This is a genomic window from Neobacillus massiliamazoniensis, assembly GCF_001048695.1.
GTDB classification, from domain to species: Bacteria; Bacillota; Bacilli; order Bacillales; family Cytobacillaceae; genus Neobacillus; species Neobacillus massiliamazoniensis.
On sequence record NZ_CVRB01000001.1, the window covers coordinates 709,646 to 734,092 of the forward strand.

Annotated in this window: 15 protein-coding genes; 4 read left to right on the plus strand and 11 right to left on the minus strand. The window is 37.1% G+C overall.

What is annotated here, in order from left to right:
* Positions 1-403: 403 nt before the first annotated feature.
* The 3 genes from BN1082_RS03435 to asnB form a co-directional block, all read right to left on the minus strand.
* Positions 404-2,032 carry an MDR family MFS transporter gene (locus BN1082_RS03435; RefSeq protein WP_090630880.1) on the minus strand — a complete coding sequence of 543 codons (1,629 nt, stop codon included), beginning with the start codon at positions 2,030-2,032 and terminating at the stop codon, positions 404-406.
* An 86-nt stretch (positions 2,033-2,118) separates the two neighbouring features.
* A complete protein-coding gene (locus BN1082_RS03440) occupies positions 2,119-2,559 on the minus strand; it encodes a MarR family winged helix-turn-helix transcriptional regulator (RefSeq protein WP_090630884.1) in 441 nt (146 codons plus the stop codon).
* 215 nt (positions 2,560-2,774) lie between these two features.
* The gene (asnB, locus tag BN1082_RS03445; RefSeq protein ID WP_090630888.1) at positions 2,775-4,691 is read right to left on the minus strand and encodes an asparagine synthase (glutamine-hydrolyzing); all 1,917 of its coding nucleotides are present in this window, start codon (positions 4,689-4,691) and stop codon (positions 2,775-2,777) included.
* Between the two features lie 292 nt (positions 4,692-4,983).
* Here asnB and BN1082_RS03450 point away from each other — a divergent pair, with 292 nt between their 5' ends.
* Positions 4,984-5,169 (plus strand): hypothetical protein, encoded by a 186-nt coding sequence (locus tag BN1082_RS03450; protein ID WP_090630890.1) that lies wholly within the window; start codon positions 4,984-4,986, stop codon positions 5,167-5,169.
* A gap of 259 nt (positions 5,170-5,428) precedes the next feature.
* On the opposite strand, the gene BN1082_RS03455 is transcribed toward BN1082_RS03450, so the two are convergent.
* Together BN1082_RS03455 and BN1082_RS27275 are read right to left on the minus strand one after the other, a co-directional pair.
* Positions 5,429-7,093 (minus strand): AAA family ATPase, encoded by a 1,665-nt coding sequence (locus tag BN1082_RS03455; protein WP_090630893.1) that lies wholly within the window; start codon positions 7,091-7,093, stop codon positions 5,429-5,431.
* A gap of 250 nt (positions 7,094-7,343) precedes the next feature.
* A complete protein-coding gene (locus BN1082_RS27275; RefSeq protein ID WP_090630894.1) occupies positions 7,344-7,634 on the minus strand; it encodes a hypothetical protein in 291 nt (96 codons plus the stop codon).
* Positions 7,635-7,825: 191 nt separating this feature from the next.
* On the opposite strand from BN1082_RS27275, the gene BN1082_RS03465 reads away from it, so the two are divergent.
* Positions 7,826-9,337 carry a hypothetical protein gene (locus BN1082_RS03465; protein ID WP_090630895.1) on the plus strand — a complete coding sequence of 504 codons (1,512 nt, stop codon included), beginning with the start codon at positions 7,826-7,828 and terminating at the stop codon, positions 9,335-9,337.
* A 783-nt stretch (positions 9,338-10,120) separates the two neighbouring features.
* On the opposite strand, the gene BN1082_RS03470 is transcribed toward BN1082_RS03465, so the two are convergent.
* The gene (locus tag BN1082_RS03470) at positions 10,121-14,200 is read right to left on the minus strand and encodes a S8 family serine peptidase (RefSeq protein WP_090630896.1); all 4,080 of its coding nucleotides are present in this window, start codon (positions 14,198-14,200) and stop codon (positions 10,121-10,123) included.
* 435 nt (positions 14,201-14,635) lie between these two features.
* Positions 14,636-18,712, minus strand: a complete 4,077-nt coding sequence (locus tag BN1082_RS03475; protein ID WP_090630897.1) for a S8 family serine peptidase — start codon at positions 18,710-18,712, stop codon at positions 14,636-14,638.
* 451 nt (positions 18,713-19,163) lie between these two features.
* Between BN1082_RS03475 and BN1082_RS03480 the strand changes: the two genes are divergently transcribed.
* Positions 19,164-20,387, plus strand: coding sequence for a helix-turn-helix domain-containing protein (locus BN1082_RS03480; RefSeq protein WP_176699629.1), 1,224 nt, complete (start codon positions 19,164-19,166; stop codon positions 20,385-20,387).
* 133 nt (positions 20,388-20,520) lie between these two features.
* Here the strand turns inward: BN1082_RS03480 and BN1082_RS03485 are convergent, their stop codons facing one another.
* The 4 genes from BN1082_RS03485 to BN1082_RS03500 all read right to left on the minus strand — a co-directional run bounded on the left by BN1082_RS03485 (position 20,521) and on the right by BN1082_RS03500 (position 23,047).
* Positions 20,521-20,895, minus strand: a complete 375-nt coding sequence (locus tag BN1082_RS03485; protein ID WP_090630902.1) for a protease inhibitor I9 family protein — start codon at positions 20,893-20,895, stop codon at positions 20,521-20,523.
* 281 nt (positions 20,896-21,176) lie between these two features.
* Positions 21,177-21,656 (minus strand): hypothetical protein, encoded by a 480-nt coding sequence (locus tag BN1082_RS03490; RefSeq protein WP_090630905.1) that lies wholly within the window; start codon positions 21,654-21,656, stop codon positions 21,177-21,179.
* 67 nt (positions 21,657-21,723) lie between these two features.
* Complete coding sequence (locus BN1082_RS03495; protein ID WP_090630908.1) at positions 21,724-22,422, minus strand: hypothetical protein; 699 nt, start codon at positions 22,420-22,422, stop codon at positions 21,724-21,726.
* A gap of 85 nt (positions 22,423-22,507) precedes the next feature.
* A complete protein-coding gene (locus BN1082_RS03500) occupies positions 22,508-23,047 on the minus strand; it encodes a signal peptidase I (RefSeq protein WP_176699630.1) in 540 nt (179 codons plus the stop codon).
* Positions 23,048-23,527: 480 nt separating this feature from the next.
* On the opposite strand from BN1082_RS03500, the gene BN1082_RS03505 reads away from it, so the two are divergent.
* Positions 23,528-24,439 carry an MBL fold metallo-hydrolase gene (locus tag BN1082_RS03505; protein WP_090630914.1) on the plus strand — a complete coding sequence of 304 codons (912 nt, stop codon included), beginning with the start codon at positions 23,528-23,530 and terminating at the stop codon, positions 24,437-24,439.
* Positions 24,440-24,447 lie beyond the last annotated feature (8 nt).

Here is a 24,447-nt window from a genome sequence, read left to right on the forward strand (position 1 = left end):
TTCCGGGGAGCCTCCTCGGCGCTTAAGCGCCTGTGGGGTCTCCCCTGCCCCGTATTCCCGCAGGACGTTGAATCAGCATCCTTTAATCAACACCGCACGATGGAAATGCGATAGCATTTTTGAGGATCTCGCCCCTTCCGCTCCTATCAACATAGTTTCAAAAATCAACAATGACCATTAACATAGCCTTAAATTAAAACGAGGGTTACTTTAAGTGTATTCTTCACATACAACATTCAAAAAGTTTTTAGATGTAATTAAAAACCCAATTTCTCAAAATTAAAAGGAGAAATTGGGTTATTTACTACAACTATTAACATGCCAAATTTGAAAATGTTACTCAAAACTTTGAGTAGAATTATTTAAAAGTCCGGAAGTTGTCTATTGTACTTTTCGTTGCAGGCTATTTGGATGGGGAGGTTACTATTTTTATATCTCCCTTTTCTCCTTCATCTGGCTTTCTAGCTGTTTTTTTGCCGGATAATTTGATTTGCTTTATGAATAACGTACAAACAGCTCCAATCACCGCGAATCCTAATCCAACGAAGAATACACTGTGTAAAGAATCCATTAAGGACGTTTTTAAAATAGGTACCATTTTGTCTGTTAGAAAAGATGGCATTTTATTCATTGTTTCATGGTTAAACAGCATTTGGTACAGACCTTGAGGATTTGTTGCAATCATATCTTTAAGTTTTGATACCAATGGTCCAGCTTGTGCGGGCAATGAATTTAAGAATGGAACGAGATTGTCCGTTAGAAGCGTTCCTGATCTGCTATTCATGACAGCACCTAAAATCGTAATCCCAAATGTTCCCCCAATAGAACGGAAGAATTGGTTCGAAGAGGTAACGACACTTAGTTCTTGTTTTGAAAAGGTTTCTTGTAAAGCTAAGGTAATCGTTGGCATAACCAATCCTAATCCTAAACCAATAACTGCCATATAAGATGTGGCGACTAATTTACTCGTACCCATATCTACAGTTGTTAATAAAAAGAGTCCACCTGCCATGATTAACATGCCTGTCATAATTTGCGGCTTGATACCAACTTTGTAGACAACCTGACCTCCAATAATGCTGGTGATGATCATGGAAATCATCATTGGTGTCATAATGGTTCCTGATTGAGTTGCACTAACCCCTAAAATTCCTTGCATAAAGAATGGAACAAATGTAATTGCACCAAACATTCCAATTGTCATAAAGAATCCAACTAAATTCAAGAACAAGAAGGTTCTATTTTTAAATAAGTACATCGGCAAAATCGGCTCTTTGGCTTTGGTTTCGACAATAACGAAACTCACTAAACCGATTACAGCTAGGGCGAATAATCCAAGAATTTGCCATGAATCCCAAGCATAGTCTTTACCGCCAAAGCTAAGAGCAAGAAGTAAGCTTACTACTCCAACAATCATCGTAAACATGCCTGTAATATCAAAATAAATAGGTCCTGTATTCTTACGCCCTTGTAACCCAATCGCAATGAAGATGGTAGCCAAAATACCAACAGGAAGGTTAATGTAAAATACCCATTTCCAGTTCAAGGAGTCTACAATCCATCCGCCAATTTGAGGACCAATCACTGAAGCAAGCCCATAGATTGCTCCGAATACACCTTGAAATTTGGCGCGTTCCTTACCAGTAAATAAATCCCCGATGACAATCATCGCCATTGGCATCATGATACCGCCACCGATTCCTTGTATACCACGATAAATAATTAACTCTGTCATATTATTTGCCATACCGCATAGTGCAGAAGCAGCCATAAAAATAATAAGTCCAGCAACATATACAGTTTTTCGCCCTAATAAGTCAGCCAACTTTCCAGCAATCGGAACAACTGTGGTCGATGTGAGCAAATACGCTGTAGTCAGCCATGTCATCATGCTTAATCCGCCAAGATCTCCTACTATTTTGGGCATCGCAGTTCCTACAATCGTACCATCAAGCGCTGAAAAGAACATTGCAATGATAAGCCCAATCAATATTATCGTACGTTTATTGTTTGTGTGTGTTTCTGTATTCATGTTGTATTCTCCTTAAATTCATTTACACAAATAAGCAAAAGGTTGTTTGCCAAAAGTTAATTAGATTATTATCCATATAAACTTTTTTAATTTTCCACATTTACAACCTGTGCAAGTTTTTCAGTAAGTGTTGCCATAACCAAAAGTTCTTCTTCGGTCAAATGAGAAAGATATTGTTCTCCGATAGCTTTTCTTTCTTCCATAACTTTCTTCAATTTTTCATCTCCATGTTCGGTGAGACTGATATTGACGACCCTTCTATCTTTTTTATCATGTTCTCGAAGAACTAATCCATTTTCCTCAAGCCTATCTACTAAAAGTGTAACCGCACTTGGTTTCACATCCATCATTTCCGCTAATTGGGTAACCTTACAGCTTCCTTGTTTTTTTAAATAACCAAGAACAAAAAGTTGCGTAGATGTCACTCCAAGTGCTTTCATGCTTTCCAATAATTTTGGCTGCATTTTGTTGATAACTATTCGAAGAGAATTTTGTATCCGATCAAAATATGGAATTACCTCTTTCATTATTTAAACCTCCTTAATATTTACAATAGATAAATTTATAATACTATTTAATATTTAAGTTCGCTTAAATATATTTCGTAATTAAATATAAATTATACTCAAATAAAAGTCAATCCTAACAAATGAAAAGAAACACCCGAATTTTAAACACAAATAATTAGTGTCCAAAATTCGGGTTACCTAGTTTTTTTAAGTTGGTTCAATACCCTTTCTGCCTACCCCTCAAATGATCTTTGATGTCTGTAACTGCCTATAATCCTTGCTTGGAGGGCTTCAATTGTCGTGCCTTTTTCATATAAATTATACCAAAGCAAAAAAATAATTACGGTCCAAATTTTCCTTGAGAAATCCCCTTTACCCTTCTTATGGTCTTTTAATAATTTTGCAACATAAAAGGTATTGATATAAGGATTTTCTTTTTCTTCTTGAAGGAAATTTTCAATCCAATCGTACCATTCATCCTTTATCCAATGTCGAATGGGCACTGGAAACCCCAATTTTTTTCGTTTCATAACACTTTCTGGGACAATCTCTTTTGCCGCCTGTCTTAAAATGTATTTTGTTGTTCCGTTTGCTAATTTATATTCAGTTGGTATTCTAGATGCTACAGCAAATACTTCCTTATCTATGAACGGAACACGTAATTCTACTGAATTTGCCATCGTCATCCGATCTGCTTTAATAAGAATATCACCACGTAACCATGTATGCATATCAATATATTGCATTTTGGTTGGGTCATCATAAGCTTTAATTTCATTATAAAATGGACTTGTAAAAGTGTAGAATGGTATTTCTTTATCATAACGATATAGCAAATGTTGTTTTTCTTTTTCTAGATAAATTTTAGCGTTACCATTGTAGCGTTTTTCGATCGTTTGACTGGCTCGCTCTAAGTAACTTTTTCCTTTTACTCCATTAGGGATTATCCTCCCTAAAAGCAATAACAGCCTTTTCAACATTTCAGGAAGTCGATTAAACTTTTCCAGTGCAAATGGCTCTCGATAAATAGCGTAACCACCGAATAATTCATCTGCTCCTTCTCCGCTTAACACAACTGTTACATGTTTTTTTGCTTCCTTTGCAACAAAATAAAGTGGGATAGAAGCAGGATCAGCAACTGGCTCATCCATATGCCATACGATTTTCGGCAATTCCTCTAAAAATTCATCTGGAGTAATCACTTTATGGATATTTTCCACACCGATATATCGGGCTGTTTCTTTAGCTAAGTCAATTTCACTATACCCGTCTCTTTCAAAACCAACCGTAAATGTTTTAATCTGTGGATTCACTTCTTTAGCTAACGCAACAATTACACTTGAATCAATTCCACCTGATAAAAAACTCCCAACAGGTACATCGCTTCTCATATGGATCCGAACTGAATTTCTTAATGTTTTTAACACTTCATTTTTGAGTGATTCAAAATCCGCTTTTTGAGGGATAAAATGTGATTTGAAATATTGTGTGAATAATAATTTTTCACTTCTTTTTATTTTAAAATAATAGCCAGGCAAAACTTTTTTTATTTCCCTATGCATGGTGAATGGCTCCGGGGGGAACTGAAAAGTTGTATAATGTTGAAGTGCCTTATTGTCGAAGGACAGGGTTTGAATGTCCCGATGGACGAATTCGATACTTTTCTTTTCACTACCGAATAATACGCCCTTCTCCGTTTCAGCATAATATAAAGGCTTTATCCCAAAATGATCCCTCGCACCATACAGTGACAGTTCTATATTGTCCCAAATTAAAAAAGCATACATTCCCCTCAAATGATGCACTACTTCTTCTTTATATAGGTGATAGGCTGCTAAAACTACTTCTGTGTCCGAGTTGGTTTTAAATTCATAGTTTCTTTTCAACAGTTCCTCTTTCATTTCTAAATAATTATATATTTCGCCATTAAATACAATCCAATAACGGTCATTTAAATAGGATAGAGGTTGATGTCCATTATCAAGGTCAATAATACTCAGTCTTCGAAAACCTAAAAAAACATGTTCATTTGCATAAAATCCATCATCATCTGGTCCACGATGATGAATGATATTCGTTGCTTCCTCCATTTTTGAATAATCATATGTTTTTATATCCAAGTTTGGAAGAAATCCAAAAAATCCACACATTTTCCTTTTCCTCCATTAAGCGTTATTGGTGCCCAAACAGAGCTTAGGGTCTTAAAAAATGTAACTCATTTAATTTTTTTCCTATGAAGAAAACGTCTAGTATTCTTCATCGATACAAGAATCCTAGATTGAATGCTGTCGTAATGTGGAAACAAAAGAAAAATGATGACTTTTCTTAAAATGGTCTGATGATATATGTAGATAAGTTTTTTAAGGTGTTAGCAGGAAAAATGCAACCCAATGACAAAAATATATGTTTAACAAATAAGTTGAAAGGTGGTCGTTGTTATCCATGACAAAGGATTTTACCCTACAACAAATCGTCGAAGTTTTACCGAAATCCTTATTAAATGCTACTGAAAAAGATTTGGAAGGATTCCAACTAATTATTGATGAAACAATTAAATTAAGAGAAGGGCATATAAACCTACAGAAATTGATTAAAAACTTCTCTTCCTCTCAAATTCAGCGATCGTAAATCTTGAAAAATTACCTTCCTTGTTAATTTTTCAATCACTAATCTCGATCAGGTACCTTACTTCATTTTTCTAATCAACTTCGATTACTGTTCAGTTCCTGTACCCAACCTTGGAAGCTGCTATTCGCGCATAAATTTGTTTTTTCGCGCATATCCATCACAAATCCGGCATAGACCTCTCTAATTGCCGGTAAGCCCAAAGAGAAGGAATCAAAACGACTCCTTCTCTTTACGGTATGATTTAAAAGTTATTCATATGTTATTCCGTCTGATCCTCAGGCAACTCTAGTTTACTTTGTCCATACAACTGTTCAAAAATCTTCTCGATTTCCTCTCCTGTTAGATCGCCCTGTTTCAGGAGATTCTCGGCAATGGCATGAACGAAGTCCGCATGCTTTAATACTAATACTTTGACTTTGGCCATTTCATCCTTAAGCAGCGTGTTAATTTCTGAACGGAGTGCCTTGAGTCCGTCGGCTGAAGAGCCTACAGAAAGCCAGCTGAACAGATCATCTCCCATACCTACCGCTCCAAGATAGGCTCCCGCTAACTGTGTCGCATGTTTCAGGTCAGATGTGACACCATTTAACTTTTTCCCTAAAAATTCTTCTTCCACTGCCCTGGCGGCGAGACAAACCTGAATTTCTGCTAAAATTTCACTGTCACTCCGGTTATACCGCTCATGTGTCGGCTTTGTGGCAGCGAGACCGAGTGCGTCCCCGCGGCGAATGATCGTTACCTTCCAAACGCGTTCATGTGGTTTTAATAAGAATTGAGCCACCGCATGACCCGCTTCATGGTACGCAATATTTCTTTTTTCATCCTCACTCATGGAGAGAAGCGGCTGTTTGAGACCCCATTCATATGTTTCCATCGCGGCTCGGAAGTCCTCGTAATTGGATTCGATTGCTCCCCGCTGGTGTGCAATGACAACAGATTCATTCACGATGTGTTTGATTTGTGCAGGGCTGTAACCAATCGTGTCAAGGGCTGCACGCTCAGGAGTTAAATTTGGGTCTCGTTTCACTTTCTGGAGATAGTATTGAAAAACGTCTACCCTTCCATCATAGTCAGGAGTGTCTACCCAAAGCTTCCTATCGAAACGACCGGGCCGAAGGAGTGCTTGGTCCAGTACATCTGGCAGGTTCGTCGCTCCGATTGTCAGCACGGCAGGCCTCTCAGCCTTTTTGCGCCGTAACCCTAGTGAACGAAGTAGCTTGGCAAACCAATTGGTATCCATGTTCGGGGGATCCATTTGCAGGAGCAGCTCGTTTAGGAGGCCCGATCCCCCCATGCCCATAAGTCCGCCCATCATTCCGCCACCTGCTCCACCTGCTTGCCGACTCATACCAATGGCATCGATTTCGTCTATGAAGATGATACAAGCTCCATAAATTTTCGCTAACTTACGGGCTTTTTTGTAGAGACCCATTACCTTTAAGTTACCGACACCAAAAAACATATTTTGAAAACTTGGTGCAGAGGCATACGCAAACGGTACTTGTGCTTCATTAGCAATTACTTGTGCAAGATAAGACTTACCAGTACCAGGCGGCCCACAGAGCAACAACCCTCGAATTGCCTCGCCCCCCATCTCCTTGAATTCTTTTACACCCTTTAAAAGCGTGACGATCCGTTTTGCATTCTCAACAATCTCAGGATTACCCCGATAATCATCCCATGTAGAGCCGGTCTCACCCGGCAATATCCAATACGTTCGCCCACGGGCCAAAAACCAGAAGAGTGCAACAAACTGAATAATCATGAACATCATGGCGAAGAGCAGTTGCAGCCCAAGACTAAGAATGGTCATGGCGACATTCCAAACTGTTTGCCCTCCAGTAAACAAGACATCACCCAGAATGGCAATCACAAAGACCCAGAGGATCACTTTACGCCACTTAATCCATCGATATTTATTCACGGCCACACCACCTTATAAAATTTAGAATATTTTATGAAAAATAAGCCTATTAGTTTCCTTGAAAATGTTGCTGTCCCAGCCAATATGAAATTTTTAATTAAATTCTAATCTTAATGAAGGACATATTATCTAACTAATTCAAAAAAAAACGTATGTGCCTTTGTCGCACTCTTATTGAGCTAGACAGCTCACTAAATCAATATTCTTTCTAATGAAAAAAGCCTTCCAATTACGGAAGGCCCTGAACTTATTATTTAAATTTTTTTACGATATCCATTAGATATTTTAGAGATACTGCGATACCTAGAATAATATAAAATACTTTCATGATCCATCCTGTCGGATCAATGGAACTTAATGTTACGATAATGTATAGTGGCGCGACGTAGAATAGAACATCCTTCAAGTAATCTAACATAAATGTTAGATTGAAAGAGCCTTTCCAGAAAGTTTTTATAAATGCAATAACAAAATCAATTATCATAAGTCCAAATACAGCCATCATGGTATAGACCAACCAATCTGAAAGTGTAAAACCCATTGTGTATCACCACCTTTTTATATCATATGCTTGTCATATTTGGTGGTGCATCCAATAGGGTATAGATAAACCAATTTTATTTACCTTTTTTCATTTTTAAGTTCAATAGATGATTTTCTTTATTTTGTTTAGTTTTCAACAGATTCGGGCATGTTGGTGTTAGACAGGTATAATGAAAGGAACACCAACCGATGCAGGAAATAAATATTAAAGAAAAAAACGTGGAAGTTGCCCTTTTTCAATTTATTTTACCTTTTTCGTTTTACCATGAGAGCGAACAACATATCTTTCACTTTTTACAGAAACATCATTTTAAACACTTTCAATTGGATCATGAAGAAGACGAGAATTCGTATTATGGACAATATCATGTTTCCCACCGTTGCATGAGAGATTTTTATCTTCCTTTTACCAAGACTATTCTGTTTCCAGATTCTGAATATGAAAAAGGAATTCAAAGATACTCTAAACCCCTTAACATCAAGGGTAATTTTACTACAGATCACATTCACATTCCGTTTCAAATACACTCTATTGACATCACGTTATGTCCTTTTGAACTGGGGTTTCTGACGATTCGCACTGAAGTAAATAATACGTCATTATCCGATGCAATTGAGTTTGCAGCCCGTTTCCGAGTAATTGAGCCGAGAAATAAGCAAGATTTACATACCCAAATAGAATGGGAAGGGAAAATAGAGAAGAAAATCAAACATTTTATTTTTGATACTCTATTTTATGGTTTGGAAGACTTCTTTGGGATGAAAAACCTAGAAAATACGTACTTTGAAACCTTTCCATTTTTTGAAGATGCTAGAATGTATGTGCAATCCTTGATCTCTTTAGAAGAAAACATGACCATTGATTCTGTTGATGTATATCGTAGCATTAGCCTCAGTGGGCTGACACCTGATGGAAGTCCTTATGTTAGTGCCAATAATCTCCCATATATAGATAACTATTTAATGGAGCACGGCTTTCATCGCTGGGCCCCTCATACTTTTTTTACGATGGAAGAACATAGCTTTGGATGTTTAACAAATCAGAATAAAAGTGTGGTTTCACAGCTAGCAAGTAAAGTATACGGAGAATACTATTATGGGCTGTTACTTAATCTCTTTCATAAAATAGTTTTGTTAAAGGTCACCCATTCCTTTGCCAAATTATATCTCGAACAAGATACAAAGAAGATGGAAAAATTGATTTATTCCATTAATTCTTTTACGGCCAATTACTATTTTACGGAAATAGCGTCACAATCCCAAGGGCGAGAAATTTATAACATCTTAAGGACAACGTTCAATATCGAATTATTATATAAGGATGCCAAACAAACACTGTATAGTTTGTTCAAATATCAGGAAAATGCAAATTCCAAAAAAGATAGTCTGTTGCTCTTAATCCTAACTCTCTATTCTGTCATTGGCCAAATGTTTGGAATGAGTTTTGTCATCAGTGATTTTGACGGAAAAATTAAATGGAGCCACATAATGACCTATAATCCAGTTGAATATTTTGCACTCTTTGTTTTAATTAGCGGGGTATGTGTTTCGGTTTTCTTAGGGTTACAAAATGTTTATCAATGGATTCGGGACATAAAAAACAGGGACGCATGGGTTCAGTTTACAGTTTTATCTTCAATAAAAAAGAAAGACAACCATAATGGCAAAGAAAAAGGGTCTAAGCGACCAAAATCAGAATGAAATAAAAAAAACGGTCGCTTATAGGGGTTCTAAGCTACCGAAATCTGAGGGAAATCCAAAAAACGGTCGCTTATAAGGGTTCTTAGCTACCGAAATCTGAATGAAATCCAAAAAACGGTCGCTTATAGAGGTTCTAACCTACCAAAACCAGAGGGAAATCCAAAAAACGGTCGCTTATAAGGGTTCTTAGCTACCAAAATCAGAATGAAATCGAAAAAACGGTCGCTTATAAGGGTTCTTAGCTACCGAAACCAGAGAGAAATCCAAAAAACGGTCGCTTATAGGGCTCTAAGCTACCAAAACCAGAGGGAAATCAAAAAAACGGTCGCTTATAAGGGTTCTTAGCTACCAAAATCAGAATGAAATCTAAAAAACGGTCGCTTATAAGGGTTCTAAGCTACCGAAACCAGAGGGAAATCTAAAAAACGGTCGCTTATAGGGGTTCTTAGCTACCAAAACCAGAGGGAAATCTTAAAAACGGTCACTTATAAGGGTTCTTAGCTACCAAAACCAGAGGGAAATCAAAAAAATGGTCGCTTATAGGGGTTCTAAGCTACCGAAACCAGTGGAAAATCCAAAAAACGGTCGCTTATAAAGGTTCTAAGCTACCGAAACCAGAGGGAAATCCAAAAAACGGTCGCTTATAGGGATTCTAACCCCTTTTTATTAAAATGTTGTATAAATCAGATCCGTAAGTATCTGATTATCGGATTAATATAGAAAAAACCACTTGATCACTATAAGTAAAGTGAAAACAAGTGGTTTTCAATTTGTTTCTATCGACTATGGAGTAATACCCAATTCTGCTAGGATCATTTCTAGCGTCTTGCCATTATAACTTTTCTTTGGCTGTGGAGCATTTTCTACAGATGGGTTTTGCTTGAGAAAATTTTGTTGAACAAATTTCATATCTTTTTCATCGACTACTCCATCAAAGTTGATATCAGCTGCACGATTGTTGGTTTTCCATGCTTTTTGAATTTCAATAGCATCAAGGATATCGATCACGCCGTCCTGGTTCACATCACCAGCAGTAATATCAAGAGCTGAGATAAATTTATTTTGTCCGAATAATGTACCGTTGTGCTCAAAGCCTATTGTTACTTTTTTCTTTGTCAAGAAATGGCCAGGAACCTTCATTTCAACTGTGTATTGGTCCTTACTTAATGGCAAATTCTCAATCGTATACATTCCGCTATTTTTGATGGAGGATGTAACATCAAACTCTTTACCGTCAGAATCGATCAGCTTAACGGTCCCTCCTACCTTTGACCAATCCTTATTGGCAGGGTACCCGCCGTGGTCAGGGTCGCCAATATAAAATCCCTTTGGTGTTACATAACCCGTTACCCTGTTAAACTGTGGGTTTACTGTTATTGAGAAATCTGCAGCTTGCACCGAAATGTTTTGATTATTTGCATCCGTTACTTTCACAGTCGGAGTGATTTTCCCGAAAGTATAAAATTCTTTATCTTGTACCTTAAATGTTACGTCAACTATTGTCTGGTGATCCAATTCCCCACTTGGTTCATTAAATTGAACAGTTACATTATTATCGGTCATATTTAGGGTAGCTTTTCCAGTAAGCGTATCTGAAAGCTTAGCATCAACAAGTTGAAGGGTTTTAATTCCATAAAAGTCCTTAAAAGTCCATTCCGCCTTTGATACATCCTTTAGATTATCTAATACTAATTGGGCTTTTACCGTTTCACCCGTTTTGGCCGAATTAAGCTCACTCGTAAGATAAGTAACTGGTGTTCCTTCTTTTACAAACCAATATTCCTTTTCAGGTGCTTTGTTTCCTGCCATATTATATCCATTCATCCTAAAATGAAGAGCAGGAACGGATTCATCCATCGCAATTTCTTCAACAAATTTTCCATCCTTATCCATATTAAGAGGATAAGAAGGAAAACCCGAATTGCCCCAATAATAAACCATAAAGTTGGATGACTGATCGACATTTACTCCATTATTCTTCATCTCATTTACCAATGGATCAGTGATTTGAATGTCAAATGGGTACGTCTTTTGACCTGGCTTGTATTCAATAAATGGCGAATTCCCATCCAGTGAACTTATAAAGCTAGGTGGATCGAGATAAATCCATAGATCTCGTGTTTCTGTTTTCACCTTTCCAGAGAGACCCGTTCCGATGTATTTTATTTTGTAATGACCTTCTTGGGCATAGCTTAGTTCTGATGAAACAGGTTGTTTAGAGTCACCAGTAAATTTATAGTAACCCCCGGTAAATGTTATTAATCCGTAATCGTAATTATCGTAAGCACCTTTCAAATTTACAGTTCCAATAAGTCCAAGGTCATTCCCTGTTTTCGCATCTTGGAGGACGACATCCATTTTTTCCATTGGCGCACTTAAGTTAAACGTAGTAAGTACAAAAACTTCACGATTTGGATCCCAGTCATTTGAGTTTAAATAACCTGGAGAATAGGCCGGATTTAAAATATCCACTTTATTAAATCCTTCTTCCAACATGCGGAAGCTGAACGGAATCCGATACTGCTCGGATGAATTCGCTGTATTCGTCAGCGTAATATTCCCTGTATAAAAGCCCGCCTTTGCCTTGTTGTGAACGAGAAGACTTGCGGACACTTTTTTCTCTTCTTTGCCCTTTACATCAATTTTGTTGGCAATCGTTAGCACGATACCATTTTGTTTCAAACTATTGGAACCTTTTCCTTCACTGATTGAAACAGAAAATGATTTATTGCCATTTTCATTGTTTTTTACATTAATGGATTTTGTGATGAGAAGATTTTTATCTACGTATTCATGATCAAAGCTAAGTCCGCCCGTTAAAGCTTTTACTTGCACTAAATCTTCTGCACCAGGAATAAGGGTCTTATCAATAATTTGGAAGCTTGCACCATTATGCACAGCTTTATATGGATTGATTCTACCCGCGCCGACTTCAAAGACACTATAATCACCATTTAGGGAATCGGCTGTATTCATTAGCACTGTTTTAATATCTTCTGGTTTTAACTTTCGATTTGCTTGAAGCATTAACGCTGCGACACCTGTCGTAAATGGTGTAGCCATTGATGTTCCGGAATAACGAGCGTAGGCATATCGATAGTCTCCTAGATTCTTAGGATCAACCATATAAGAAGGTACAGTGGAGAGAACACTAACTCCTGGCGCTGTAAATTCTGGCTTCATGCCATACGTTTGTCTTACTGGACCTCGTGAACTGAAGTCTGCTAAACGATCACCTTTTGTTTGCGTAACCGTATAATTGGAGAACGTAAAGGATGTTTGACCGGCTTGAATCTGTGCTTTAATCTTTTCTCCTGCATCCTTTGTTATCGAAAATGCCGGTACAAAGGTAGTTGCTTCACCTAGATTGACATCGATTTGTCCTGCAACATTATTATAAAGGAGTACTGCTGCAGCTCCTTTTTGTTTCGCTGTGCTGACTTTGTCTGCTAAGGCGAATTCTCCCCGGGCTACAAGAGCAATTTTTCCGTTTACATCCTTATTAGTATAATCATTGCTATACCCTAAGCCGACATCGACTACTTGCAAGGATTTTCCTTCCCAATCCTTTAATTGATCTGAAAAGTGACGTGCCATGCCGATTAGGTCAATCCCATTTTCCGTGCCAATCTTCCCCTTGAATATAGAGATAGTCATCGGAACATCACTTGCCCCAACAGTCAATGCAAGCGCGGCTGTACCAGGTGATCCTACCGTATAATCTTTAGGGCCGCTATTACCTGCCGCCACTACTGCTGTAACCCCGCTTAGGACCGCATAATTGATCGCCGTACTTGTCGGAAAATATGGATCATTTATCCCCGCTCCGAGCGAAAGGTTGATGACATCCATGCCGTCGTCCACCGATTTTTCGATAGCAGCAATGACATTATCTGAAGTTCCACTGCCATATGGACCGAGTACTCGATATGCATATAAATCCACATCCGGGGCCACGCCTTTTACGGAAATATCTTTATTCGTTGCTTGTCCAGCAATCGTTCCTGCCACATGAGTTCCGTGTGAAGTGTAGTAGGCGGAGCCATTTTGAAATTCTGGATATTTAGTTTTTTGCCAGTCAGAATAAGTCGTCTCCATTGGATCATTATCCTTATCAACGAAGTCGTACCCGCCCTTATAAACCTTTTTTAAATCCGGATGATTGTAGTCAATACCTGTATCAATTATACCCACTTTAATGCCTTTTCCTGTTATCCCTTCTTTGTGAAGCTTATCAACTTTTAAATAGGAGAGACTTTCAACCGATGTACCAGGGCTACTGCCTGATCCATTCTCATCTCCTAAAGCAATCGGATCAGTCTTAATTTCCTCATTTTTGTAAACGGCTTTTACCACTTCGGATTTTAAGAGTGTTTCTACTTGATTTGCTGGCAGTTTCATCGCTACCCCATTGTAAACGGTTTTATAATCGGAGGTGATTTTGTGATCTACCTTTTTACTTTTAAGATTACTAGTTGGAAGAAGAGACTGAATGTCCTTTTCAAATTGAGCATGTTCCTTTGTCACTTGTTCATCTGCTTGTTGTTTCGTAAGCTTCTTTCCTTTTACCTCCGCATCTAATACGGCCACCTTCCCTGGTTTCGAGTGGAATTGAACGATAACATCCATCTCATTCTCGCTTTTTAACTCCTCTTTACTGAAACCTTGGAGTCCATTTTTATCTGACATTTCCAATTGATTTAAGGCTTTTCTTTGTTCTGGTGTAAGCGAGGCAAGGATGTCTTCTGATTTTAAGCTAGTAGCTGATGCTTTCGGAGTGAAATACGGGTTAAAAGGTGATAACAACAAACCAGCCGTTAAGGTAATAGCTACTGAACGTTTAAAAAATGATTTCTTTTTCATCTGCACCCCTTCTTTCTATAAAGTTAATTAAACTAGAAAGAACCTCCTCTCTTTTATGTAAAATTTAGAATATTACAATAAATAGTATAATAACTTTACTAAAAATCAGCTATTGGGGTTTTTTGATAGGTCTTTATGACCAAATGTTAGAAAATTTCTAAACTTGTATTTTATTTCTTCTTATTTATAAAGGGAAAAACGGTTGACTCCTTCTCTGAAATTAGGGGTTATGTATTGGAATAATTAAGAAAAGCAGAAGCGCCTTGATCAGGGGCAACAGGCATAATACGAGCCGGCTTGAAGGTTGGTTTTTAACCTTCTTTGGATTGGCTTATGACCCCGAGCCCCTAGGGGCTGGAGCTAGACAATCCGAAAAAAAACCACTTGATTCTGAATCATTCAGAAATCAAGTGGTTTAAATGGAGTTTCTATTCGTTATGGTTTAATACCCAATTCAGCTAAGATCATTTCTAGTGTCTTCCCATCATAACTAGTCTGTGGCTGTGGAGCATTTTCGAGAGACGGGTTTTGCTTGAGATAATTTTGTTGTACAAATTTCATATCTTTTTCATCGACTACTCCATCAAAGTTGATATCAGCTGCCCGGTTGTTGGTTTTCCATGCTTTTTGAATTTCAATCGCATCAAGGATATCGATCACGCCATCCTGGTTCACATCACCTGCAGTAATATCTAGAGATGTAATAGATTGAGATTTTCCGAATAATGTGTCATTGTGTACAAAACCTAAAGTTACTTTTTTCTTTGTTACAAAATGGCCCGGAACCCTCATTTCAACTGTATATGGATCCTTACTTAAAGGCACCTTCTCGAACGTATACATTGCGCTATTATTGATGGAGGCAGAACCATCAAACTCTTTTCCGTTCGAATCGATCAGCTTAACGCTAGCCCCCACTTTTGACCAATCTTTTTTGGCCATGGTGCCACCATTATTAGGATCTCCAATATAAAATCCCTTTGGTGTTACATAACCAGTTACCCTGTTAAACTGCGGGTATAGTTTCATTAAGAAATTTGCAGCTTGCACCGAAATGTTTTGATTATTTGCATCCGTTACTTTCACAGTCGGAGTGATATACCCGAAAGTGTTAAATTTATTATCTAATACCTTTAATGTAACATCAACTACTGCCTTATGATCCAATTCCCCACTTGGTTCATTAAATTGAACGGTTATATTATTATCCTGAACATTTAGGTTAGCTTTTCCAACGAGTGTATCTGAAAGCTTGGCATCAACAATTTGTAAAGCGTTCATTCTATAAGGATCCGTTAAGGTCCATTCCGCCTTGGATACATCCTTTAAATTATCTAAAACTAATTGAGCTTTGACAGTTTCACCCGTTTTGGCTGAAGTACGGTCACTCGTAAGATAAGTAACAGGTGTACCTTCTTTTACAAACCAATATTGCTTTGTAAGTTGTTTGTTTCCTGCCATATTATATCCATCCATCCTAAACTGAAGGGCAGGGACGGATTCATCCATAGCAATTTCTTCAACAAACTTTCCGTCTTTATCCATATGAACAGTACCAGGAAAACCCCAATCACCCCAGTAATAATTCACAAAGTTCGATGACTGATCGACATTGACTCCGTTTTTCTTCATTTCATTTACCAATGGGTCGGTGATTTGAATTTCAAATGGGTACGTCTTTTGACCTGGTTTGTATTCAATAAATGGCGAATTTCCATCCAGTGAACTTGTAAAGTTCGGTGGATCGAGATAAATCCATAGATCTCGTGTTTCCGTAATCACCTTTCCTGAGAGACCTGTAGCGATGTATTTTATTTTGTAATGACCCTCTGGGGCATTGCTTGGTTCTGATGAAATAGGTTGTTTAGGATCACCGGTAAATTTATAATAGACATCCCTATAAGCTAATGTTCCATAATCGTAACTATCAGAAAGATTTTTCAAATTAGCGGTTCCAATAAGTCCAAGATCATTCCCTGTTTTCGCATCTTGAAGGACGACATCCATTTTATCCATTGGGGCACTTAAGTTAATCGTAGCAAGTACAAAAACCTGACGATATGGATCCCAGCTACTTTCGTTTAAATATCCTGGTGAATATTCCGGATTTAAAATATCCACTTTATTAAATCCTTCTTGCAGCATGCGGAAGTTGAACGGAATCCGATACTGTTCGGATGAATTCGCTTTATTTGTCAGCGTAATATATCCTGTATAAAAGCCCGCCTTTGCCTTGTTGTGAATAAGCAGATTTACGGACACTTTTTTCTCTTCATTGCCCCTTACATCAATTTTGTTGGGAATCGTTAGCACGATACCATTTTGTTTCAAACTATTGGAACCTTTTCCTTCACTGATCGAAACTGAAAATAATTTATTGTTATTCTCATTGTTTTTTACATTAATCGACTTTTTGATTAGATAATTTTTATCGACCAATTCATGATCAAAGCTAAGTCCGCCCGTTAAGTTTTTTACTTCCACTAAATTTTCTGCACCAGGAATAAGGGTTTTGTCGATAATTTGGAAGCTTGCTCCATCATGCACAGCTTTATATGGATTGACTCTTCCTGCACCCACTTCAAAAACGCTATAGTCTCCATTGAGAGGATCGGCTGTATTCATTAGCACTGTTTTGATATCTTCTGGTTTTAATTTTCGATTTGCTTGAAGCATTAACGCTACGACACCTGTCGTAAATGGTGTAGCCATCGATGTTCCAGAATAGCGAGCGTAAGCATATTGATAGTTTCCTGGATTCTTAGGGTCTACCATATAAGAAGGTACAGTAGAGAGAACACTAACTCCTGGCGCTGTTACTTCTGGCTTCATGCCATACGTCTGTCTTACTGGGCCTCGTGAACTGAAGTCTGCTAAATGATCACCTTGTGTTTGCGTAACCGCAAAATTGGAGAATGTAAAGGTTGTTTGACCTGCTTGAAGCTGTGCTTTAATCTTATCTCCTGCATCCTTTGTTATCGAAAAGGCCGGTACAAATGTAGTTGATTCACCAAGATTGACATTGATTTGTCCATCGACATTGTTATAAAGGAGTACGGCAGCAGCACCTTTTTGTTTCGCTGTGCTCACTTTGTCTGCTAAGGCAATTTCTCCGCGGGCCACAAGGGCAATTTTTCCGTTAACATCCTTACCATTATAATCATTGCTATACCCTAATCCAACATCGACTACTTGCAAGGATTTTCCTTCCCAATCCTTTAATTGATCTGAAAAGTGACGTGCCATGCCGACTAGGTCAATCCCATTTTCCGTGCCAATCTTCCCTTTAAAAGTAGAAATGTTCATAGGTACATCACTTGCCCCAACAGTCAACGCAAGTGCTGCTGAACCAGGTGAACCTACCGTATAATCACCAGGACCGCTATTACCTGCAGCTACTACTGCTGTTACCCCGCTAAGGACCGCATAGTTGATCGCTGTACTTGTCGGATAATATGGATTATTTACCGATGCTCCGAGCGATAGGTTGATGACATCCATGCCATCATCCACCGATTTTTCAATGGCTGCAATGACATTATCAGAAGTACCGCTGCCATATGGACCAAGAACACGATACGAATAAAGATCCACATCAGGAGCTACTCCTTTTACAGAAATATCCTTATTGGTTGCTTGTCCAGCTATCGTTCCGGCCACATGAGTTCCGTGTGAAGTGTAGTAGGCGGAGCCATTTTGAAATTCTGGTTTTTTAGATTTTTGCCAGTCAGCGTAAGTCGTCTCCATTGGATCATTATCCTTATCAACGAAGTCATACCCGCCCTTAAAAACCTTTTTTAGGTCCGGATGATTGTAGTCAATACCTGTATCAATTATACCCACTTTAATACCTTTTCCTGTTATCCCTTCTTGGTGAAGCTTATCAACTTTTAAGTAGGATAGACTTTCAACCGAAGTACCAGAGCTACTACTTGATCCATTCTCATCTCCTAAAGCAATCGGATCAGTCTTAATTTCCTCATTTTTATAAATGGCTTTTACCACTTCGGATTTTAAAAGTGTTTCAACTTGATTTGCTGGTAGTTTCATCGCTACCCCATTGTAAGCGCTTTTATAATCGGAGGTAATTTTATGATCTACCGTCTTGCTCTTAAGATTACTAGATGGAAGAAGTGACTGAATGTCCTTTTCAAATTGAGCATGTTCCTTTGTCACTTGGTCATCTGCTTGTTGTTTCGAAAGCTTTTGTCCCTTGACCTCAGCATCTAATACCGCTACATTTCCAGGTTTCGATTGGAATTGAACGATAACATCGATCTCATTATCGCTTTTTAACTCATCTTTACTGAATCCTTGCAGACCTTTTTGATCAGTCATTTCTATTTGATTTAAGGCTTTTCTTTGTTCTGGTGTAAGCGAGGCAAGGATGTCTTCTGATTTGAAGCTAGTAGCTGTTGCTTTCGGAGTGAAATACGGGTTAACAGGTGATAACAACAAACCTGCTGTTAAGGTAATGGCTAGTGAACGTTTAAATAAAGATTTCTTTTTCATCTGCATCCTTCTTTCTATATAGTTAATAACAATAGTAAAAAAACTCCTTTCTATTAGACTAAAAATTAGGAATATTACAATAAGTATTATAATAATTTTACTATTAATCAGCTATTGGGGTTTTTTCGTAGGCCATTATTACTAGATATTGAAGAATTTCCCAAAAATCGACCTTTTCTTCAAACTTTTTAAGGAAAAACGGAGGAATTCGTCAAAAAAAATTGGGGTTTTTCCACTAAAATGATACTCTAAAACTAAAAAACAGGAATAAATTTCCAACACAAATACAAAAAATAGTATTATATGAGTTTTTTTTAAAAGGATAAGTCACTCGACAAGATTCTTCTTTATCCACTTGAATATTCTGATAATATACATAGTAAGATTTATAACTACATGAATAGACGTGATTCGAAATAGGGAATTTTTAGAGAAAAGGATGGTGGGGAATATGAATGTGGGGAAAATCATTAAGTTTTTTCGTGAAAAAGCAAATCTAACCCAAGAACAACTTGGTAATGGTATTTGCTCTGTTACACATGTTAGTAAAATTGAACGCGGGATAACGGAATATTCTTCCGAAATCACCACCCTTTTAGCCAAAAGGCTAGGGATTAATATTCAGGAAGAGGTAGAGCGTCTAAAAGGGATTGAAAAACATCTTCACCGGTTACATAATTCCATCATCATGCAAAAACTAGAAGAGGCTGAAGCGACGATCAATGAGCTTGAAGAATGTTCCATCCTCTATGCATCTGATTATCAAGACCAGTTTCATCTCTTAAAAGCAAGATATTATCTTTTACAAGGTAATGTAGAGCAAGCCAAAAAGTTAATCTTACCAATTCAAAAAAACCAGTCAAAATTACCCTTATATGAAATAAACTTATTAAAGCATGTTTTAGGAATCTATTACATTTTGAAAAAGGATTATTTTCAAGCAATCGACGTCCTAAAAACGATTAATACGGACCACTATCATAACCTTGAATATTACTATAATTTAGCCTTTGCCTATCATTCTATAGACTCAAAAATTTTGGCGTATTATTATGCCGAGAAAGTACTAGAATACTTTAAATCCATGAATAATTTTGTTCGGGTTATCGATACAGAAACAGTGATGCTAGTTCAAATAGGTGACAACGAGTATTTAAATTTTCAGGACACGATCGCTAAGTATGAATCTTTAATTCAAACATGTGAAACTTTTCATTTTCATGATAAAAAGGCAAAACTACTTCATAATTGGGCATATAATCATTATCGTCGTGGGGAGCTAATTGAGGCACAACAAATCTATTATAAAGCAATGCAGTCTTGGGAGAAAAACTCTTCATTTTTTTTATTATCATTTTCGGGTTATATTCGTAGTAGCAATGAAGGGGATCTGTTAGAAAAAAACAAATTAATGAAGCTTGTTGACGAGGGGATGTCGCTTGCGAAACATTCAAATGAACCTCTTTATTCCATTTTATTTACTTTGCTTTACTATGAAATAGAGGATCATATCTCCCTTTATCCATATATTAATGAAATAGCTATTCCTTTTTTTAAACAAAATGGACAATTTTGGTTATCTGAGCAATATGAAAAAAGGCTTTTTTCTCATTACTCTCATACACAGCAAATCGATAAAGCGATTACCGTTGCACAATCCTTAATAAAAATTTGATCTTTGTCCTCTATCACGTTTTGCTATAGTTTCGTTATGATAGTAGAAACACTTATGTAGACACCTATGAAATGAAAAAAGGATGAAGCGGACTATGTAATGTAGACCGCTTTTTGTCGTTTGCTTAGTCTTTTTATTCAGGCTGTGGTGGTGGATTTAGCTGAATTTCCTTATTTAGATAAATAGCAGCAATTTCTCCAGATTGTAATAATGTTTTTATTTCATTTCCGGGAAGCTTCATTGCTACACCGTTTAATGCAGTTTTATAGGTGTGGGTAATGGAATAAGGAATTTGTTTTTGACCTAAATACTTTTGAACATCTGCTTGAAAGCGAGAATGACTATCTTCTACATCCTGCTTAGCTTTATCCAAAGAAAGGGGGATCCCACTCATTTCAGCAATGGCAACCGCAACCTTAGCTGGTTCCGTTTTAAAGTGAATAATGATTTCCACCATTTTTGCACTATTCAGATCAATTTCCGGGTCAATATAAATATTTCTTGTCATGACCTCTTCCCCCTTGTTTACTCTATGTTCCCCTATTGTCTGGTGTTCTTGAGTATCGTTCACTCCACAGCCTATTAGAAACAAAAGACAACTATATATTAAATAATGATACCACCTTCTCATAGCCATATCATCCTTCCTTACATAGGTTAATTCAAGGCTTCCCTTTTGGATTAGATTTTATGACTGATGTAAAAATGGTTCCGAGCAATATTATTTATACAATCGAATTAATTAAATTATGTACACTTTAGATTAGATCCTACATTAAGAATAATGTCTTAAGGCTTGGATTCATTATTATTTGCACCCTCGCTGGCAATTCCTTGATCAAGTGGGATCGACATTGTTTCAGAAATATATCCTTCATTGAAACCAACAATCCTACATTTGAGGCTATTTTGAGATGATGAAGGAAATTGGACATCATCTAGCTTTGATACAAAACTACTTTTTTGCTTTAGTTGAGTCGATGAAGTGTTGATCACCTCATTGTTTAGTAACCACTCTACCTTCAATGGAATGGAAACAGGAGAGATATTTTTTACGGTTACACTCACACTAATCTTACCATTTTGCTTGTATTCTACTTTTCCTAAGTTAATATTCATTAAATCAGATGTCATGGCATTTACAATTTGTCCATGTGCATTTGAACTTGCTTGATACCATGCAAATGATGTCGGGATTGATTGGATAAAAAGAATAGTACAAATAAATGCAACTGCTAGAATTAATCGACCTGTAAATTTTCTATTCATATATCCTCCTAAGGAACAAAGACAGTTGTAGGATCATACAACTGCCCTTATTATCTCCTTTAACTACCTATAATTCGGATTGATATTTAGCCCCATTATCTGTTTGTTTCGCTTCAACTTTGAATTCTGCATCGTATTTCACACCTTGGTAGTCATTTCCTGCATTTTCACTTAGTTTGACACCAAAGATGATGTCGATATATTCATCTGTTTTCAATTTCCAGAATTTCTTTCCATCACCCAGTGTAATTACTTTACTCGACTTATCTCCCTCTGCCTTCATTAAGCTTTGTACTTCACTATCAGATAATACCCCTGTCTCTACTTCGTAATTAGAAGGGTCAGCTTTAGCAAAACTACTAATAGGATTTGTCGTACCGTTTAGGAGAGCATCTAATTTATATTTATAATCTTTTAGAACATCGCCATTTGGTTTTTCTTTATATTTAAGTGCAATATACCCTACTTTGTATTTATTAATGTTCACGTTCGCATGATCAATTTTATGAGAGTATGTAGCTCTCAAAACTTGATCCATGCTCCCAGTATTTTTAATGGTATTCCAATCGCTGAATAATAATTGAGAAGGTGCAAATTGATCATGATTAAAAAGTGGCTGCAATTCACCTAATGAAAATGTTCCATTTACAATCGTACCTGCTGATTTACTCTCAGCTGTAAACCAAGAGTATGTACCAATTCCAGCACCAACAACAAGTGTTCCAGCTAAGGCGGATCCAATTAAAGTCTTTTGCCATTTTCTCATATTTTTCTCTCCCTAAAGTATATTTAGACGAATAAATTATGAATGGACTAGGTTGGCATCCGTCCTCACTCCTTCCGTGAATCCATTAACCTTCTAATCGTTCTTTTTCATTTCCAACTAATCCCATCCATTTGAAAATTTCATAGATTACTACAAGTAAAAGTGGCATGACAATCAATAGGAAAAATCCTAGAGGTCCCGAAACAAACTTTGCAATATAGCCTGCCTTTGGGATCACAAATTGCTCTACCCCAACGACACTTGACCGCGGAACAGCTATCTCATCCGCAACGTTGTTGTTATCCCCCTTTGTCTTAAAGAAAATTTTCCCTCCTCTTTTCTCTTTTTCAATGATTCGATGTGTTATTAACATTCCATCTGGATGTTTAAAGGTAATAATCTCGTGAACACTAGGTTCCATATTTACATTGATCAAAACGATGTCTCCCGCATTAAACGCTGGATGCATGGAGTTCGACAAAATGGTAAGCGGCTTTAATCCAAAAATACTTGGAACTTTTTCAATATCCCCCTTTGAATGTAGGAAGGACAAGAAGCCGCCAAAAGCAAATATAGATCCAAAAAGAAGGAGTACGATCACTATGTTTTTTAGTACTTTCTTCACTAGACCACACCTCTCCATTCATTTTTGATCTTCGTAAGATGAAGAAAATATATTAGATTCTATTAATTTATTTTTAGAAAATAAAAAATATTTAAACTAGCATTATCATAACTCCTAATTTTATCCTTTGTAAATTGGGGTAATTTTCTAGTATTCCTGCATTTTTAGCTTATTTTTGTATTAAAAAGAACTAACGAATCCACGTAATAATTTGAAATTCTAGTATCCTCTATTTATTTTTATTGGGGTAATTGTACCTACAAAGTGCGATTTGATCAGGATCACATCGACCCTATCATGAAAGAAAAACTATAAAAGAGGTTTTAAGTTTACATAACATTTTTACGATAAACTTTTTGTAAACATTCTTTTCAATTCACCACTTTTCTTAAAGATTTCCAATTTTACAAACCTTTACTCATTTTTGATGCACCACATCCATATTGTTATAATAAATTCAGTAACGATTAGGGGGAGTATATGAAAAAAAGGTATTCTAATCTAAACAATGTTGAAAACAACAATACATTCAAGGATTTGCTGAAATGGAACAAAGAAAGACGAAGCAAAGTAAAAGACTTATCAATTAATATTCCTCATGCCATACATAAGAAGATAAACGAGATTCTCGAAAACAAGCACCTCACATCGTATACATGGATTGGACATTCTACCTTCTTTATACAAATGAACGGACTAAATATATTAACAGACCCTGTTTGGGCAAAACGGATGGGATTGCAAAAACGATTAACAGAACCTGGAATTCCTCTTGCTGAAATGCCGGAAATTGATGTCGTTGTCATTTCTCATGGACACTACGACCATTTGGACTTCCCTACCTTGAAAAAATTAAATGGAAACCCACATTATTTTGTGCCTATCGGTTTGAAGTCTCTATTTTTAAAAAAGGGATTTCAAAAGGTGACAGAGATGAATTGGTGGGAAAATATTGAACATAGAGGAATCCGCATTCATTTTGTCCCTGCCCAGCATTGGACGAGAAGGACCCTAAATGATATGAATACTTCACATTGGGGTGGGTTTATTTTTCAAAATAAAGAGGAAACGTTTTATTTTGTCGGCGATACGGGCTATTTTCCGGGATTTAAAGAAATTGGTGAACGATTTCAGATTGATGTGGTGTTTATGCCAATTGGCGCTTACGAACCGGAATGGTTTATGGCTGTTTCCCATATTTCACCGGAGGACAGTGTGAAAGCGTTCCTAGAATTAAAGGGACAGGTATTTGTTCCGATGCATTACGGTGCCTATCGTTTGGCAGATGATACCGGACCTGAAGCCTTGGAGCGTTTACTTAGTGAATGGGAAAAGCGAAAGCTTCCGGTGGAACAATTGAAGGTCTTATCTATAGGTGAAACTGTTTTGTAATCGAATAT

Bases quoted from the DNA above. Each gene is read 5' to 3' on its own strand.
- BN1082_RS03465 (WP_090630895.1), top strand. From the start codon at position 7,826: ATGCAGGAAATAAATATTAAAGAAAAAAACGTGGAAGTTGCCCTTTTT.
- asnB (WP_090630888.1), bottom strand. From the start codon at position 4,691: ATGTGTGGATTTTTTGGATTTCTTCCAAACTTGGATATAAAAACATAT.
- BN1082_RS03435 (WP_090630880.1), bottom strand. From the start codon at position 2,032: ATGAATACAGAAACACACACAAACAATAAACGTACGATAATATTGATT.
- BN1082_RS03440 (WP_090630884.1), bottom strand. From the start codon at position 2,559: ATGAAAGAGGTAATTCCATATTTTGATCGGATACAAAATTCTCTTCGA.
- BN1082_RS03475 (WP_090630897.1), bottom strand. From the start codon at position 18,712: ATGAAAAAGAAATCTTTATTTAAACGTTCACTAGCCATTACCTTAACA.
- BN1082_RS03505 (WP_090630914.1), top strand. From the start codon at position 23,528: ATGAAAAAAAGGTATTCTAATCTAAACAATGTTGAAAACAACAATACA.
- BN1082_RS03490 (WP_090630905.1), bottom strand. From the start codon at position 21,656: ATGAATAGAAAATTTACAGGTCGATTAATTCTAGCAGTTGCATTTATT.
- BN1082_RS03470 (WP_090630896.1), bottom strand. From the start codon at position 14,200: ATGAAAAAGAAATCATTTTTTAAACGTTCAGTAGCTATTACCTTAACG.
- BN1082_RS03450 (WP_090630890.1), top strand. From the start codon at position 4,984: ATGACAAAGGATTTTACCCTACAACAAATCGTCGAAGTTTTACCGAAA.
- BN1082_RS03495 (WP_090630908.1), bottom strand. From the start codon at position 22,422: ATGAGAAAATGGCAAAAGACTTTAATTGGATCCGCCTTAGCTGGAACA.
- BN1082_RS03485 (WP_090630902.1), bottom strand. From the start codon at position 20,895: ATGACAAGAAATATTTATATTGACCCGGAAATTGATCTGAATAGTGCA.
- BN1082_RS03480 (WP_176699629.1), top strand. From the start codon at position 19,164: ATGAATGTGGGGAAAATCATTAAGTTTTTTCGTGAAAAAGCAAATCTA.
- BN1082_RS27275 (WP_090630894.1), bottom strand. From the start codon at position 7,634: ATGGGTTTTACACTTTCAGATTGGTTGGTCTATACCATGATGGCTGTA.